This is a genomic window from Micromonospora acroterricola, assembly GCF_003172955.1.
Lineage (GTDB): Bacteria > Actinomycetota > Actinomycetes > Mycobacteriales > Micromonosporaceae > Micromonospora > Micromonospora acroterricola.
In genome coordinates, this window is sequence record NZ_QGKR01000207.1 from 1 (window position 1) to 14,167 (window position 14,167).

The 14,167-nt window shown below is 71.6% G+C and carries 11 protein-coding genes and 1 pseudogene; 6 read left to right on the forward strand and 6 right to left on the reverse strand.

Going from position 1 to position 14,167, the window contains the following annotated elements:
- The 3 genes and pseudogenes from DKT68_RS16805 to DKT68_RS32420 all read left to right on the forward strand — a co-directional run.
- Positions 1 to 597, forward strand: a pseudogene (locus DKT68_RS16805) (serine/threonine protein kinase); the annotation flags it as partial.
- A gap of 138 nt (positions 598 to 735) precedes the next feature.
- A complete protein-coding gene (locus DKT68_RS32415; protein ID WP_109818360.1) occupies positions 736 to 1,584 on the forward strand; it encodes a low temperature requirement protein A in 849 nt (282 codons plus the stop codon).
- A complete protein-coding gene (locus tag DKT68_RS32420; protein ID WP_161556673.1) occupies positions 1,554 to 1,913 on the forward strand; it encodes a low temperature requirement protein A in 360 nt (119 codons plus the stop codon). The genes DKT68_RS32415 and DKT68_RS32420 overlap by 31 nt, the downstream gene beginning before the upstream one ends.
- Positions 1,914 to 1,940: 27 nt before the next feature.
- Here the strand turns inward: DKT68_RS32420 and DKT68_RS16820 are convergent, their stop codons facing one another.
- The 3 genes from DKT68_RS16820 to DKT68_RS16830 all read right to left on the reverse strand — a co-directional run bounded on the left by DKT68_RS16820 (position 1,941) and on the right by DKT68_RS16830 (position 3,851).
- Positions 1,941 to 2,504, reverse strand: coding sequence for a hypothetical protein (locus DKT68_RS16820; RefSeq protein ID WP_109818361.1), 564 nt, complete (start codon positions 2,502 to 2,504; stop codon positions 1,941 to 1,943).
- A 78-nt stretch (positions 2,505 to 2,582) separates the two neighbouring features.
- Complete coding sequence (locus DKT68_RS16825; RefSeq protein WP_109818362.1) at positions 2,583 to 3,128, reverse strand: RNA polymerase sigma factor; 546 nt, start codon at positions 3,126 to 3,128, stop codon at positions 2,583 to 2,585.
- Positions 3,129 to 3,230: 102 nt separating this feature from the next.
- Complete coding sequence (locus tag DKT68_RS16830; protein ID WP_109818363.1) at positions 3,231 to 3,851, reverse strand: L-threonylcarbamoyladenylate synthase; 621 nt, start codon at positions 3,849 to 3,851, stop codon at positions 3,231 to 3,233.
- A 143-nt stretch (positions 3,852 to 3,994) separates the two neighbouring features.
- Here DKT68_RS16830 and dnaE point away from each other — a divergent pair, with 143 nt between their 5' ends.
- Positions 3,995 to 7,525 carry a DNA polymerase III subunit alpha gene (gene dnaE, locus DKT68_RS16835; RefSeq protein WP_109818364.1) on the forward strand — a complete coding sequence of 1,177 codons (3,531 nt, stop codon included), beginning with the start codon at positions 3,995 to 3,997 and terminating at the stop codon, positions 7,523 to 7,525.
- 23 nt (positions 7,526 to 7,548) lie between these two features.
- Here dnaE and abc-f read toward each other — a convergent pair whose 3' ends face one another.
- From abc-f to DKT68_RS16850, 3 genes are all read right to left on the reverse strand, one after another.
- Complete coding sequence (gene abc-f / locus DKT68_RS16840; protein WP_109818365.1) at positions 7,549 to 9,186, reverse strand: ribosomal protection-like ABC-F family protein; 1,638 nt, start codon at positions 9,184 to 9,186, stop codon at positions 7,549 to 7,551.
- 413 nt (positions 9,187 to 9,599) lie between these two features.
- A complete protein-coding gene (locus tag DKT68_RS16845) occupies positions 9,600 to 10,310 on the reverse strand; it encodes a response regulator (RefSeq protein ID WP_109818366.1) in 711 nt (236 codons plus the stop codon).
- The gene (locus DKT68_RS16850; RefSeq protein ID WP_109818394.1) at positions 10,307 to 11,893 is read right to left on the reverse strand and encodes an ATP-binding protein; all 1,587 of its coding nucleotides are present in this window, start codon (positions 11,891 to 11,893) and stop codon (positions 10,307 to 10,309) included. Before DKT68_RS16850 ends, DKT68_RS16845 begins: the two co-directional genes overlap by 4 nt.
- 100 nt (positions 11,894 to 11,993) lie before the next feature.
- On the opposite strand from DKT68_RS16850, the gene DKT68_RS16855 reads away from it, so the two are divergent.
- Both DKT68_RS16855 and DKT68_RS16860 read left to right on the forward strand, forming a co-directional pair.
- On the forward strand, positions 11,994 to 13,382 hold the full coding sequence (locus tag DKT68_RS16855; protein WP_109818367.1) for a cation:dicarboxylate symporter family transporter: 1,389 nt from the start codon (positions 11,994 to 11,996) through the stop codon (positions 13,380 to 13,382).
- A 215-nt stretch (positions 13,383 to 13,597) separates the two neighbouring features.
- Positions 13,598 to 14,164, forward strand: coding sequence for an NUDIX hydrolase (locus tag DKT68_RS16860; protein WP_109818368.1), 567 nt, complete (start codon positions 13,598 to 13,600; stop codon positions 14,162 to 14,164).
- Positions 14,165 to 14,167: the final 3 nt, after the last annotated feature.

The following is a 14,167-nucleotide window of genomic DNA, read 5'->3' on the forward strand; positions in this document are numbered from 1 at the left end:
TACGGGCGGCAGCCGCCGTCACCCCGACCGACAGCCCGCCGCCCGTACGGGTTGCGGCTGGCCGGGGCGGCCGCCGTGGCCGTCGTCGCGGTGGGTGGCGCCGCCGGCGCCGAGACCGGTGGCGCCAGCTCCGGGCGGCCGGCCGCCGGGACGTACACCGCCGGGCCGTTGACCGTGGCGTTGCCGCCCGGCTGGTCCGCCACCGGGGCGAGCTGGGCCGGTCAGTACGGTGCCGACGGCGGTCCGGAACCGGCGCTGGTGATGTCGCCGCAGCCGCGTCGCTGGGCCGCCGATCCCCGGCTGCCCGGCGCGTTTGTCGGCCTCTCCGCTGCCACGGCGGCGCGCACCACGCCGGCCGGGTTCCTGGCCGAGCGTACGCACGGGGACTGCGCGTCCGCGCCGGCCCGCACCACCCGCCAGGCGGACGTCGAGTGGACCGTGGTGGCCTACCACTGCGACCGGGGGCGACCCCGGATCGTCGAGTCGGCGGGGCTGCATCCCGAGCGTGCCGCCCTGCTGTACGTGCAGATCGTGCCGCCGGCGGACGGTGGGCCCGACTTCGTGGACACCCTGCTCGCCGGGGTGCGGGTGCGGTAGGGCGGGCCGTCGCGGTGCGGGCGAACGCGCCCGACGGCGGTCCCTCGGGTGTGAAGCTGTCACGGTGGCGGAGAAGCGCGATCTGGACGTGGTCGCGGCGCCCTCCGCCGTCCGCCGGTTCGGTGGGGCACCGGGCCGATGCCGGTGACGCGCGGTCCGCGTCGACCGCCGAACCGTGGGGCGAGCGGGTCGCAGCGGGCGGACCTGCTGGAGCTCTTCTTCGACCTGGCCTTCGTCGCCGGTCTGGCCATGACGTCGCAGAAGATGGCGGCCGAGCCGACCTGGACCGGCTTCGCCCAGGCGCTGCTCGCCCTGTCGACGCTCTGGGCGGTCTGGGTCACCACGACCTTGGTCACCGACAGTTACAGTCCGCGGTCCCGACCGATCCCGTTCGTGATCCTGGCCGCCATGTTCGGCGTCATGCTGATGTCCGCCGCGCTGCCGGGCGCCTTCGGCGACCACGGGCTGATCTTCGGCGGCACCTGGGCCGCGATCATCCTGGGTCGGGGACTGGTGCTCATCCGGTCGCTGCGGGGTCGGCAGGAGCAGGAACGTTCGGTGCGCGCCCTGGTCTGGAACCTCGGCTCGGGGACCCTCTGGGTGGTCGGCGGCCTGCTGGACGACCCGGGGTGGCGGCTCGCCGTGTGGCTGGTCGCGCTGGCCGCGGACTACATCGCCTACGGGTTCCGCTTTCCGATCCCCGGCCGACCGCCCCTGCCGCAGTACCGGGTGGTGCCGGAGCACCTCGCCGAGCGGTACCAGCAGATCTACATCCTCAGCCTGGGCGAACTCGTTCTGATCAGTGTCCTCAGCCTGAGCCACCAGCCCTTCAGCGCGCACCGGCTCGCCACCTTCGGTACCGCTTTCCTGACGGCCGTGGTGCTCTGGTGGAGCTACGCGCGGGGGGCGCGACCCTCCGCGACGCCATCGAGTCGTCCCGGCACCGGACCCGGCTGGTGCAGACCAATCCGTACGCCCACTGGTTGATGATCGCGGGCGTGGTCGTCACGGCGGCCGGCGTCGAACGGGTCATGGAGCAGCCGGGGGAGCCGCCGGGCGCCACCATGACCGCGCTCATCCTGGGCGGCGCCGGGCTCTTTCTCTGCGGTCGGGCGCTGCTCGAAAACGAGGTCTACGAGCGGGTGCCGCTGTCGCACGTCATCGGCGTCGCTGTCACGATCGCCCTGGCGCCGCTCGCGGCGCATCTACCCGGTCTGGCGGTGAACGTCGCCGCCGGCCTGGTGCTGCTGGCGGTCGCGGTCGGGGAGATCCTCCGGGCGCGGCGCCCATCGGCCCCGGCGCCGGTGACATCCTGACGCCGACCCGGACCGCGAGGCGGCGGGCTAGCGGACCACCACGGTGATGGTGTGCGCCCGGTCCTCCTGCGGGATCGTGACGGCGACGGTGCCGGGGCGGACGAAACGGATGTCCACCACGCCGGCCTCGTACTGCTGGGAGACCAGCTCCGGGCGGTCGACGGTGACCAGACCGGGCCCGATGCCCTGGATCCGCAGCACCGCGCCGGTGGCGAAGCAGAGCGATCGCAGCAGTTCGAGCTCGGTCTCGGCCAGCGGCAGGTCGTAGCGGACCGCGCCCTGGCAGGCCGTGGTCGGTCCGCTCGACGAGGGCGCCGGCCGGGGTGGCGTACCCCGGGTCCGGGTCGGTGCGGGCGGCGCCGCGACCGGACGCCTAGTGGTCGGCGCCGCCGGGGACGGCGACGCGCTGGCGGTGGAGGGCTCGCTCGCCGTCGCCGTCGCCGTCGCCGTCGTGCCGGACGTGCCGGACGTGGCGGGTGGCTGGACGGGCAGGGGCGACACCGGCTCGCTGCCGCAGCCGGCGACCGCGACGGCCAGGGTGAGGGCGACGGCCACGGTGCCGGTCAGTCGGCGGATCGGGGCGGGACGCATGGCTGGGCTCCTTCGTCGGGTGGTCCACTCATCCCGTTCGTCGCCATCGCCGTCGATTCCGTTCGTCGTCCGGGGCGCTCAGCCCGCATCGTCGGCGAGCCGTCGCCGGACCTCCCGCCGCGCGAGGTGCAGCCGGGACTTCACCGTGCCCTCCGGCACCTCCAGCAGGGTGGCGATCTCCGGGTAGCTCAGCCCGAGGACGTCCCGCAACGTCACCACCTCGGCGAGGTCGGGCCGCACCGCGTCGAGCGCGTCCAGCAGGTCCAGGCGGGTGCCGGCGACGACGCTGGTCCGCCGGGGGTCGGCCCGGTCGGGCAGCGGCACGTCTCCGGCCTCCAGCACCCAGCGCCGGCGCAGGGTCCGGTAGGTGGACCGGGCCCGGTTGGCGCTCAGCCGGTGCAGCCAGGTGCGGAACGAGGAGCGGCCCTCGAACCGGGTGACGCCGCGGGCGACGGCCAGCAGGGTGTCCTGGCAGGCTTCCTCGGCGTCCTCCCGGTTGGGCAGGAACCGGGCGCACAGCCGCAGCACCTCGGGCCGCACCGCGGCCAGCAGGGCGTCCAGCGCCTCCCGGTCACCACGGGCGGCGGACCGAGCCAGGGCGTCGATGTCGTCGTCGAGGGCCATGCCGGGTGTCCAATGCTCGGCTGTGCCGTCCTCCGAGCGTACGGCCGTCGTCGCCGGTCGGCCCGGTCCAGTCCGGCAGCCGACTCCGCCCGCCCGCGTGCGCTACTCGAAGCGGGCCGTGTCCCCGGCGCCCCGGCGCAGGATCTCCGGCTCGGGCCCGGAGAGGTCGACCACCGTCGTCGGGTCCCTGCCGCAGTCGCCCGCGTCGACCACCCCGTCGAGCTGGTGGTCGAGCCGTTCCTTGATCTCCCACCCCTGGGTCATCGGCTCGTCCTCGCCGGGCAGGACCAGGGTGCTCGACACCAGCGGCTCACTCAGCTCGGCCAGCAGCGCCTGGGTGACAACGTGCCGGGGTACGCGGACACCGACGGTGCGCTTGCGGGGGTGCAGCATCCGGCGCGGCACCTCACGGGTGGCCGGCAGGATGAAGGTGTAGCTGCCCGGGGTGGACGCCTTGACCAGGCGGAAGACCGAGTTGCTGACATGGACGAACTGGCCGAGCTGCGCGAAGTCCCGGCAGACCAGGGTGAAGTGGTGCTTGTCGTCGAGGCGGCGGATCTCGCGGATCCGGTCCAGGCCCTCCCGGTTGCCCAGGCGGCAGCCGAGCGCGAAGCACGAGTCGGTCGGGTAGGCGACCAGGCCGCCGTCGCGGACCAGGTCGGCGACCTGGCGGATGACCCGGGGCTGCGGGTTCTCCGGGTGTACGTCGTAGTACCTCGCCATCCTCCGAGACTAGGCGCATCCGCATCCGGGGGGAGACGCGGACCACCCTCGGCGCGGACGGTGGAGCCGCCGAGATCACCTCGGTAGGGTAGGTCCCGGTCGGGTCCGACCACCAAGATCCACATCGCCGGGGGGCGCCACACATGGCCGATTCGTTCGCGCATCTGCATGTGCACACCGAGTACTCGATGCTCGACGGAGCGGCCCGACTCAAGGACCTGTTCGCCGAGGCCAAGCGGCTCGGCATGCCGGCGGTGGCGATCACCGACCACGGCAACATGCACGGCGCGAACGACTTCTACAACCAGGCGATGGCCGCCGGGATCACCCCGATCCTGGGCGTCGAGGCGTACGTGGCGCCGGAGTCGCGCTACCACAAGGCGCGGGTGAAGTGGGGCCGGCCGGAGCAGAAGAGCGATGACATCTCCGGCAACGGCGCGATCACCCACAAGACCATGTGGGCGAAGAACGCGCAGGGCCTGAAGAACCTCTTCACCCTCAACTCGCGCGCGTCCATGGAGGGGCACTACGTCAAGTGGCCCCGGATGGACATGGAACTGATCGCCGAGCACGCCGAGGGCATCATGGCCACCACCGGCTGCCCCTCCGGCGCGGTGCAGACCCGGCTGCGGCTGGGGCAGTTCGACGAGGCGCTCAAGGTCGCCGCGAGCTACCAGGACATCTTCGGCAAGGACAACTACTTCCTGGAGATCATGGATCACGGCCTCTCCATCGAGAGCCGGGTCCGCGAGGGGCTCACCGAGATCGCCCGCAAGCTGGACATCCCGCCGGTCGTCACGAACGACTCGCACTACACCCACGAGGCGCAGGCGACCGCGCACGACGTGCTGCTCTGCGTGCAGACCGGCAGCAACATCGACGACCCCAACCGGTTCCGGTTCGAGGGTGGCGGCTACTTCATCAAGAGCGCCGACCAGATGCGCGCGGTCGACTCGTCCGAGCTGTGGCAGCAGGGCTGCCGCAACACCCTGCTGGTCGCCGAGAAGGTCGACCCGAAGGGCATGTTCGAGTTCCACAACCTGATGCCGCGCTTCCCGGTGCCGGAGGGCGAGACCGAGGAGTCGTGGTTCCGCAAGGAGACCTTCGCCGGCCTGGCCCGCCGCTACCCGAACGGCATCCCGGAGGGGCACGTCGTCCAGGCCGAGTACGAGCTGGGCGTCATCAACCAGATGGGCTTCCCGTCGTACTTCCTCGTGGTCGCCGACTTCATCCAGTGGGCGAAGAGCCAGGGCATTTCGGTGGGCCCGGGTCGTGGTTCGGCCGCCGGCTCGCTGGTCGCGTACGCGCTGGGCATCACCGACCTGGATCCGATCCAGCACGGCCTGATCTTCGAGCGGTTCCTCAACCCCGAGCGGGTGTCGATGCCGGATGTCGACATTGACTTCGACGAGCGTCGGCGCGGCGAGGTGATCAAGTACGTCACCGACAAGTGGGGTGAGGACAAGGTCGCCCAGATCGCGACCTTCGGCACGATCAAGGCGAAGGCGGCGATCAAGGACTCGGCCCGGGTGCTCGGTTTCCCGTACGCGGTCGGCGACCGGATCACCAAGGCGATGCCGCCGGCCGTGATGGGCAAGGACATCCCGCTCACCGGCATCTTCGACCCGAAGCACCCCCGCTACGCCGAGGCCGGCGAGATCCGTGGCCTGTACGAGTCCGACCCGGACGTCCGCAAGGTGATCGACACCGCCAAGGGCATCGAGGGGCTGATCCGACAGACCGGTGTGCACGCCGCGGGCGTCATCATGTCCGCCGAGCCGATCATCGAGCACATCCCGTTGATGCGCCGCGACGCCGACGGGGCGATCATCACGCAGTTCGACTACCCGACCTGCGAGTCGCTCGGGCTGCTGAAGATGGACTTCCTCGGCCTGCGCAACCTGACGATCATCGACGACGCGGTCAAGAACATCGAGCTCAACCACGGCAGGAAGCTCGACCTGCTGGCCCTGCCGCTGGACGACAAGCTCGCCTACGAGCTGCTGGCCCGCGGTGACACCCTCGGCGTGTTCCAGCTCGACGGCGGGCCGCTGCGGTCCCTGCTGCGAATGATGAAGCCGGACAACTTCGAGGACATCTCCGCCGTCATCGCGCTGTACCGGCCCGGCCCGATGGGCGCCGACTCGCACACCAACTACGCGCTGCGCAAGAACGGCCTCCAGGAGGTCACGCCGATCCACCCGGAGCTGGAGGAGCCGCTGCGGGAGATCCTGGAGCCGACCCACGGCCTGATCGTCTACCAGGAGCAGGTGCAGCGCGCGGCGCAGATCCTCGCCGGCTACAGCCTCGGTCAGGCGGACCTGCTCCGCCGGGCGATGGGCAAGAAGAAGAAGGAGATCCTCGACAAGGAGTTCATCCCGTTCCGGGACGGCTGCCGCGAGCGCGGCTACTCCGACGAGGCGATCCAGGCGGTGTGGGACGTCCTGGTGCCGTTCGCCGGGTACGCCTTCAACAAGGCGCACTCCGCCGCATACGGCCTGGTCTCCTACTGGACGGCGTACCTCAAGGCGCACTACCCGGCCGAGTACATGGCGGGGCTGCTGACCAGCGTCGGCGACGACAAGGACAAGATGGCGCTCTATCTGTCCGAGTGCCGACGGATGCGCATCCAGGTGCTGCCGCCGGACGTGAACACCTCCGCCGGGCCGTTCACCCCGGTCGGCAGGGACATCCGGTTCGGTCTGGCCGCCGTGCGCAACGTCGGCGCGAACGTGGTCGCCTCGATCATGCGCTGCCGGGAGGAGAAGGGCGAGTACGCCGACTTCTACGACTTCCTGTCCAAGGTGGACGCGGTGGTCTGCAACAAGAAGACCATCGAATCGCTGATCAAGGCTGGCGCGTTCGACTCGCTGGGGCACACCCGCAAGGCGCTGCTGGCCGTGCACGCCGACGCGATCGACGCGTACGCCGATGTGAAGCGCAAGGAGGCGGTCGGCCAGTACGACCTCTTCGGCGCGGGCTTCGGCGACGCCGACAGTGGCAGCACGACGGTGATGCCGGTGATCGGCGACAGCGAGTGGGACAAGCGGGACAAGCTGGCGTTCGAGCGCGAGATGCTCGGCCTGTACGTCTCCGACCACCCGCTGTTCGGCCTGGAGCACATCCTCGGCGCGGCGGCCGACACGACGATCGCCGCGCTCGCCGAGGAGGGCGGGGTGCCCGACGGGGCGGTCGTCACGCTCGCCGGCATCCTCTCCGGTGTGCAGCGCCGGGTCACCAAGCAGGGCCGGGCCTGGGCCTCGGCCACGCTGGAGGACCTGGCCGGCGGGGTGGAGACGCTGTTCTTCCCCAACACCTACGAGGTGATCGGGCAGTACATCGCCGAGGACGCCATCGTGGTGGTCAAGGGACGGGTGGACCGCCGCGACGACACCCCACGGATCATGGCGATGGACATGTCGATGCCGGACGTCAGCACCAGCGCGACCAACAAGCCGGTCACGCTCACCATCCCGGTGCACCGGTGCACGCCGCCGCTGGTGGAACGACTCAAGGAGACGCTGGTGCTGCACCCCGGCGACACCGAGGTGCACGTCAAGCTGCAGAACGGCGGGCGCACCACCACCCTGCGGCTGGGCCCGTTCCGGGTGGCGGCGACCACCGCGCTGATGGGTGACCTGAAGAGCGTCCTCGGCCCGGCCAACGTGAGCTGACCGGGCCGCGGACGTTGCCCGGCTCAGCCCCGGTCGGGTGCCGCGATCTCCCGTAGCTGGCCGTCGGCGAGCCGCAGCCAGCGCTGCACGCCGATCTCGGCGAGGAACCGTTCGTCGTGGCTGACCACCACGAACGCACCCTGGTACGCGGTCAGCGCGCTCTCCAACTGCGCGACGCTGACCAGGTCCAGGTTGTTGGTCGGCTCGTCGAGCAGCAGCAGTTGCGGCGCCGGTTCGGCGCAGAGCACACAGGCGAGGGTGGCGCGCAGCCGCTCACCGCCGGAGAGCACCCCGACCGGCAGGTGCACCCGGGCGCCCCGGAACAGGAAGCGGGCCAGCAGGTTCATCCGCTGCGCGTCGGGCAGGCCGGGCGCGTACGCGGCGAAGTTCTCCGCCACGGTCCGGTCGAGGTCCAGCAGGTCCAACCGCTGCGACAGGTACGCGATCCGCCCGTCCGCCCGCCTGATCTCACCGGCGGCCGGTTCGAGGTCGCCGTCGACGAGGCGCAGCAGGGTGGACTTCCCGGCGCCGTTGGGCCCGGTCAGCGCGATCCGCTCCGGCCCCCGGATCACCAGGTCGGCGCCGTCACCGGCGAACAGCTCCCGGTCGTCGAAGCGGACCCGCATCCCCTGCCCGGTGAACACCGTGCGGCCCGCCGGGACGGTGGTGTCCGGCAGGTCCACGACGATCCGGTCCTCCTCGCGCAGCGCCCGGCCGGCCTCGTCGAGCCGGGCCTGGGCCTGGCCGACCCGGGCCGAGTGCGTCTCGCGGGCCTTCCCGGCGGCCTCCTGCGCGCCCCGCTTCATGGTGCCGGCGAAGATCTTCGGCAGGCCGGCGTTCTTCAGGTTGCGGCTGGCGTTGCTGGCCCGCCGGTCCGCGCGCTCGCGGGCCTGCTGCATCTCCCGCTTCTCCCGCTTGACCTCCTGCTCGGCGTTGCGGATGTTGCTCTCGGCCACCTCCCGCGCCGCCTGCACCGCCTCCGTGTACGCGGTGAAGGTGCCGCCGTACCAGCGGATCTCGCCGCGGTCCAGCTCGGCGATGCGGTCCATCCGGTCCAGCAGCTCGCGGTCGTGACTGACCAGCAGCAGGCAGCCGTTCCACTCGGACAGCACGTCGTAGAGCTTGTGCCGGGCCTCCAGGTCCAGGTTGTTGGTCGGCTCGTCGAGCAGCAGCACGTCGGGGCGCCGGAGCAGCTGCGCCGCGAGACCCAGGGAGACCACCTGACCGCCGGAGAGGGTGTGCAGCCGCCGGTCGAGCGACAGCTCGCCCAGGCCGAGGCGGTCCAGCTCGGCGCGGGTGCGCTCCTCGATGTCCCAGTCGTCGCCGATCGTGGCGAAGTGCTCCTCGCTGGCGTCGCCGGCCTCGATGGCCTGCAGCGCCGCGATCCGCTCGGCGACGCCCAGCACCTCGGCCACGGTCAGGTCGCCGGCCAGCGGCAGGGTCTGCGGCAGGTAGCCGAGCACGCCGTCGACGGCGACGCTGCCGCCGCTGGGCCGCAGCTCCCCGGCGATCAGCCGCAGCAGCGTGCTCTTGCCGGCGCCGTTGGGCGCGACCAGGCCGGTGCGGCCGCCGGGGACGGTGAAGGACAGCTCCGAGAAGACCGGGGTGTCGTCCGGCCAGGAGAAGGACAGGTTCGAGCAGACGATGAACGCATCGGACATGCGAGTGACCTCAGAGGGTGGGGTGGGCGCGCCGGAGCCGCCCGGAACGAGACGGGGAATGGTGGAACGACGGCATGGCCACGGCGGCTGCGCTGACGCGCGCCGAACGGTGGCCTGAGACATCCGGTATCACCCGGAGATGTCGTCGTCACCCGCCATGTCTGGTCTCCTCGTCAACCGCTGACACCCAACTCGGCCGAGTCTAACAACGGACCTTCCGCCCGCCACCGGGTTCCCTGCCAGGTGCATCGGCTCCGCGGTCCCGGGCAAGAAGGCCCGGGTCGTTGGCCGGTCGCTTCGGGCCGTGATACCTGTGGGTCATATTGATGACTCACAGGTATCACGTTCGAAAACGACATGCCCGGCTCGCACGACACGGCGCGGACGGCTGTCGAAGCGCAGCCACGGCGCGCTCAGCGAGGTCGGTACTCGACCTCCGGGCGGCCGGGGGTGCCGTAGCGGGGGTGGCGCGCGGCCCGGTCGACGGTCACCAGGTACTCCAGGTAGCGCCGGGCGGTCACCCGGGAGATGCCGGTGCGCCCGCTCACCTCGGTCGCGGACAGGCCCACCTCCTCGCCGGGAGCGGCCGGCCGGGACCCGTGCGTGAGGGCCGCGCGCACCCGGTTCAGGGTCTCGGCGTCGAGGCCCTTGGGCAGGCTGTGCCCGGTCGTGCCGCGCAGGGTGGCGAACATCCGGTCCACCTCGTGCTGGGCGGCCACCTCGCCGTCGGCGAGCGCCTGGGCGCGGTAGTCGGCGTATCGCTCCAGCTTGTCCCGGAACGCGGCGAAGGTGAACGGCTTGAGCAGGTAGTGGGTCACCCCGAGGGAGACCGCGGTGCGTACCACCGCCAGGTCCCGCGCCGAGGTCACCGCGAGCACGTCGACGCTGCTGCCGGCCGCGCGCAGCGCCCGGCAGACGTCCAGGCCGTGCGCGTCGGGCAGCCGAAAATCGAGGAGTACGAGGTCCACGTCGCCGCCGTCGTTGGCGCGCAGCGCCGCCATCGCCGCCCGCGCGGTGTGCGCCACCCCGACCACCACAAAACCGGGAACCCGTCCCGTGTACGCCGCGTGCGCCTCGGCCAGCAGCGGCTCGTCCTCGACGACCAGCACCCGGATGTCGGTCATCGGCGCGCCCCGACGACCGGCAGGCGGACGGTGAACAGGCTGCCGCCGTCGTCCGAGCGGCCCACCTCGGAGCGACCCCCGTGCCGGTGGACCACCTGCCCGATCAGTGCCAGGCCCAGGCCTCGGCCGGTGCTCTTGGTGGACCAGCCGCGCCGGAACGCGTCCTCCACCCGGTCCGGAGCCAGCCCCGGGCCGCTGTCGGCGACCCGGACCACCAGGTCGTCGTCGACCGCGCCGACGAAGACCCGCACCCGGCGGGGCGCCGGCGTACCGGCCACCGCTTCCAGGGCGTTGTCGATGAGGTTGCCGACCACGGTGAGCAGGTCGTTGGTCGGCAGCGGACTGTCGTCGAGGCGGCAGTCCGGCTCGATCACCAGGTCCACACCGCGCTCGCTGGCCTGCGCCGACTTGCCGAGCAGCAGCGCGGCCAGGGCCGGTTCGGTCACCGCGCCGACCACCCGGTCGGTCAGCTGCTGTGCGAGGGCCAGGTCCCGGGTGCCGAGCCGGACCGCCTCGTCGGGGCGGCCCAGCTCCACGAGCGTCAGCACGGTGTGCAGCCGGTTGGCCGACTCGTGGGTCTGCGCCTGCAACGCCTCGGTCAGCGCGCGCACCGAGTCCAGTTCGCTGGCCAGGGTGCGCAGCTCGGTCTGGTCGCGCAGGGTCAGCACGGTGCCGAGCACGGCGCCCTCGAAGCGGGTGGTCCGCTGGTTGGCCACCAGCACCCGGTCACCGGCCAGGACGGGCTCGTCGAGGGCGTCCCGCCCGGAGCCGAGCAGGTCGGCCACCGCGGGCGGCAGGTCGATCCCGGCCACCGGCTGGTCGATCACGACTGCGTCCGCGTCGAGCCCCAGCAGTCGGCGCCCCTCGTCGTTGATCAGCGCCACCCGCCGGTCGGTGGTCAGCACCACGAGGCCCTCGCGCACCGAGTGCAGGACGGCGTCGTAGTACTCGTACATCCGGGTCATCTGTGCAGGCCCGAGGCCGTGCGTCTGGCGGCGCAACCGGCGGCTGAGCAGCCAGGAGCCGGTCGCGGCGAGGGCGAGCGCCGGTGCGGCGACGCCCAGCAGCACCGGCAACTGGCCGAGCAGCTTGCGGTTGATCGCCGAGGTGGTGATGCCCACGGACACCAGGCCGACGATCCGTCGCTGGTCGTCGTACACCGGAACGACCGCACGCACCGACTCGCCGAGCGTGCCGACGTTGGTGATGGTGAACGGGTGGCCGGCCAGGGCGGGGCCGATCTCCCCGACGAACGGCTGGCCGATCAGCTCCCGGGTCGGGTGCGAGAACCGGGTGCGGTCGGGGGCCATCACGACCACGAAGTCGGTGCCCGTCGCGAGCCGGGTCGATTCGGCGTACGGCTGGAGGGTGCCGGCCGGGTCGGCGGTCGCGAGGGCCGCGCGGACGTCGGGGGAGCGGGCCACGGTCTGCGCGACCGCGAGCACCTCCTCCTGCGCGGCCTGCCGGGCGTCGCTGCGGGCCAGCCAGACGGCGCCCGCCGCGCCGGCCAGCACGAGCAGCGTCACGACCACCGCCTGGAGGGCGAAGAGCTGCCCCGCGATGCTCCACTGGCGTCGGGCCACCTCCACCACCTCCTCGTCGCGCCGCTGTCGTTGGTGCCTCCGCGGTGAACAGAATGACCGCAAGGCTGTCAACACGTGAGACGCGCTTCACATTGTCGACATGGACACCGCATCCACCACCACACCGGCACCGCCGGCCCGTCGGGACCGTACCCGTTTCCTCTACCTGGCCGTCATCGTCGCCGTGCTCGCCGGCATCGTGGTCGGCCTGGTCGCCCCTGATTTCGGCAAGGAACTCAAGCCGATCGGCACCGGCTTCGTCAACCTGATCAAGATGATGATCAGCCCGGTCATCTTCTGCACCATCGTGCTGGGCGTCGGCTCCGTCCGGCAGGCGGCGAAGGTCGGCAAGGTCGGCGGCCTCGCCCTCGGCTACTTCCTGACCATGTCGACCGTCGCGCTCGCCATCGGCCTGGTGGTCGGCAACATCATCCAGCCCGGCTCCGGGCTGGACCTGGGTCAGGACCTCGCAGGCGCGGGCAAGGCCGCCGCCGGCGACGAGGCCGGCGGGACGGCCGAGTTCCTGCTCGGGATCATCCCGACCACATTGTTCTCCGCGCTCACCGAGGGTGAGGTGCTCCAGACGCTGCTGGTGGCCCTGCTGGTCGGCTTCGCCGTCCAGGCCATGGGCCGGCGCGGTGAGCCCGTGCTGAGCGCCATCGCCGTCATCCAGCGGGTGGTCTTCAAGGTGCTCGCCATGATCATGTGGCTGGCGCCGATCGGTGCTTTCGGTGCCATGGCCGCGGTGGTCGGCGCGACCGGCGTGGACGCGCTCAAGAGCCTCGCGCAGATCATGGTCGGCTTCTACGCCACCTGCCTGATCTTCGTGCTGGTGATCCTCGGCGCGCTGCTCTGGTTCATCGCCCGGATCTCGATCTTCTCGCTGCTGCGCTACCTCGGTCGGGAGTTCCTGCTGATCCTGTCGACCTCGTCGTCGGAGTCGGCGCTGCCGCGGCTGATCGCCAAGATGGAGCACTTCGGGGTGAGTAAGCCGGTCGTGGGCATCACGGTGCCGACGGGGTACTCGTTCAACCTCGACGGCACGGCCATCTACCTGACGATGGCGTCGCTGTTCATCGCGGACGCGCTGGGCAAGCCGCTGTCGATCGGCGAGCAGGTGTCGCTGCTGCTCTTCATGATCATCGCGTCGAAGGGTGCTGCGGGGGTTACCGGCGCTGGGCTGGCGACGCTGGCTGGTGGGCTTCAGTCGCACCGACCGGATCTCGTCGACGGGGTTGGGCTGATCGTGGGCATCGACCGGTTCATGTCGGAGGCTCGGGCCTTGACGAACTTCGCCGGCAACGCCGTGGCGACGGTGCTGGTGGGGACGTGGACGGGGGAGTTCGATCGGGATCGGGCGGTTGGGGTACTCCGCGGCGACGACCCGTTCGACGAGGCGACGATGCTCGACGAGCACGACGACGAGGACGAGTCGGCGTCGCGGCGGTCCGCCGACGAGCCGGCAGCGCCGGCCGGCGTACCGGCCTGACCTCGCGGTCAGGAATCACCGGGGGTTCCCGCCGGCCGCGTCGGCGGGAACCCCGTCCGCACCGAAGAGGTTCAGCGCAGGCACACACCCGCTACCCGGCTCGGTGCATCAACCTGCGGGAGGCCGTCTACGACGCCTCGTTGCAAGACGGCTCGTCACTCGCCAGTCCGCTGGGCGGCCGACCGAGTTCGGCGCGGTACGTCGATACTGAGCCGATGACGGACGAGCAGCCGACGGAGCTGACCCGGTGGACCATCCACGGTGAGCGGGTCGTCGACGACACTCGACGTGCGCGGCTGAGCATCGCTGACGTGGAGTTGCCCGACGGGGTGCGGTTCGAGCAGTACGTGATCCGAGCACCCCGATCGGCCATGGTCGCGGTCCTCGACGAGCGGGAGCGGCTGCTGCTGATGAGGCGGCACCGTTTCGTGTTCGACCGGTGGGTGTGGGAGCTGCCCGGCGGTTACGTCGACGGTCACGAGCTGCCCGAGGTGTGCGCCGTACGCGAGGTGGAGGAGGAGACCGGCTGGCGTCCGCACCAGGTAGAGCCGCTGCTGTCGTTCCAGCCATGGGTAGGCACCGCGGACGCCGAGAACCTGCTCTTCCTTTCCCGGGCGGCGGAGCACACGGATGGTCCGGTTGATGTGAACGAGGCCGAGCGGGTCGCCTGGATCCCACTGGCCGAGGCGCGCGAACTCGTGGCGAGTGGCGAGATCGTCGGAGCCGGCACGGTGATTGCGGTGCTGGAGTTGGTCGCCCGACAGGCGCGCGGGGAGTTGTAGGCA

What these genes read in the sequence shown, in the direction of transcription:
- DKT68_RS16855 (WP_109818367.1), top strand. Translation starts at nt 11,994, where the DNA reads ATGGACACCGCATCCACCACCACACCGGCACCGCCGGCCCGTCGGGAC.
- DKT68_RS16825 (WP_109818362.1), bottom strand. Translation starts at nt 3,128, where the DNA reads ATGGCCCTCGACGACGACATCGACGCCCTGGCTCGGTCCGCCGCCCGT.
- DKT68_RS32415 (WP_109818360.1), top strand. Translation starts at nt 736, where the DNA reads ATGCCGGTGACGCGCGGTCCGCGTCGACCGCCGAACCGTGGGGCGAGC.
- DKT68_RS16845 (WP_109818366.1), bottom strand. Translation starts at nt 10,310, where the DNA reads ATGACCGACATCCGGGTGCTGGTCGTCGAGGACGAGCCGCTGCTGGCC.
- dnaE (WP_109818364.1), top strand. Translation starts at nt 3,995, where the DNA reads ATGGCCGATTCGTTCGCGCATCTGCATGTGCACACCGAGTACTCGATG.
- abc-f (WP_109818365.1), bottom strand. Translation starts at nt 9,186, where the DNA reads ATGTCCGATGCGTTCATCGTCTGCTCGAACCTGTCCTTCTCCTGGCCG.
- DKT68_RS16830 (WP_109818363.1), bottom strand. Translation starts at nt 3,851, where the DNA reads ATGGCGAGGTACTACGACGTACACCCGGAGAACCCGCAGCCCCGGGTC.
- DKT68_RS16860 (WP_109818368.1), top strand. Translation starts at nt 13,598, where the DNA reads ATGACGGACGAGCAGCCGACGGAGCTGACCCGGTGGACCATCCACGGT.
- DKT68_RS16820 (WP_109818361.1), bottom strand. Translation starts at nt 2,504, where the DNA reads ATGCGTCCCGCCCCGATCCGCCGACTGACCGGCACCGTGGCCGTCGCC.